Raw genomic sequence first — 1,280 nt, forward strand, 5'->3', positions numbered from 1 at the left:
TAACAATATACCTATATATTACAAAATACATAGGTTTATATCAAGATATTTTAAAATATTTCCAAATGCTGATTTTCATTCTTTATTTTCTTCTAAATGAAAAAGCATATAAATACTTTACTCTTTCCAAAACTGTTCCAATAAAATGACAATCACGGTACCCACGAGTAATCCATTCCATAAATTATAAAAGGACAGCTATCCTTAGATAACTGTCCTTTTATTAAATATGCAATAAATAAATTATTCTTATCGTATATTAATTATTCAAACTTAATGTTTATTAAAATGGTAAATATGGTTTTGGATCTACTTGTCCACCTATATACTGATTCTTAATTTCGAAGTGCAGATGATTCCCAGTAGAATCGCCTGTACTACCTACTTTTCCTATTACTTGACCTTGTTGTACATGTGCCCCTACAGTAGTTAAAATTGAGTCCATATGACCGTATAATGTCCAAAGTCCGTCTTCATGCCTAATAACCACTGCATTTCCATATCCACCAAATCCTTGACCTCTTACACCAAAACCAGCAAATTCTACAGTTCCTGATTTAGATGCCATTATTGGTGTACCCTTTGCCGCTGAGAAATCAATACCTTTATGCACTGTCCCCCAACGACTTCCATACCATGAGCTAACATTTGGATTTTTGATAGGCATTTGATATTTAGAAGAACCCGAATCTGTTTCATGCGGATTCATCCACTTGTCGCCTTCCCATGTTTTAATCTTTAACCAACCACTAGTTGTCCCATCTATTATTCTAAAATTCTGCGGACTATATAATGCTCCGGCGTTTGCTTTGCCTGAACTAAATGAAGGCTCGTTATACGCATAGAATGATTTGTTTATGAATCTTTCTTCTCCATCTAGATTCAGCCATTTCTCGCCTTCCCATGTTTTAACCTTCAACCATCCACTAGGTGTCCCATCCACAACTCTAAAATTTTGTGGACTATATAATGCTCCAGCGTTTGCTTTAGCTGCATTAAATGAAGCCTCATTATACGCATAGAATGATTTGTTTATGAACCTTTCTTCTCCATCTGGATTGATCCACTTATAACCTTCATAAGTACTTACCTTCATCCAGCCATTTTCTTTTTTTTCTACTACTCCCCAATTTTGTGGGTTAAATGGTTCTCCATAATTTGCTTTCTTTGCATTAAATGAAGGCTCATTATATGCATAAATCGTTTTGTTGACAGTAATTTGTTCAGACGTAGGATTCATCCACTTGTCGCCTTCCCATGTCTTAAATTTTAGCCAACCA

1 protein-coding gene is annotated in these 1,280 nt (G+C 34.8%); it reads right to left on the minus strand.

Going from position 1 to position 1,280, the window contains the following annotated elements:
• Positions 1-283: 283 nt before the first annotated feature.
• Positions 284-1,280: M23 family metallopeptidase (locus tag ABWK52_RS21585; RefSeq protein ID WP_353772124.1), on the minus strand; the 997-nt coding region annotated here is incomplete at its 5' end.

It is taken from the genome of Bacillus sp. AP50 (assembly GCF_040492675.1).
Classification (GTDB): Bacteria; Bacillota; Bacilli; order Bacillales; family Bacillaceae_G; genus Bacillus_A; species Bacillus_A cereus.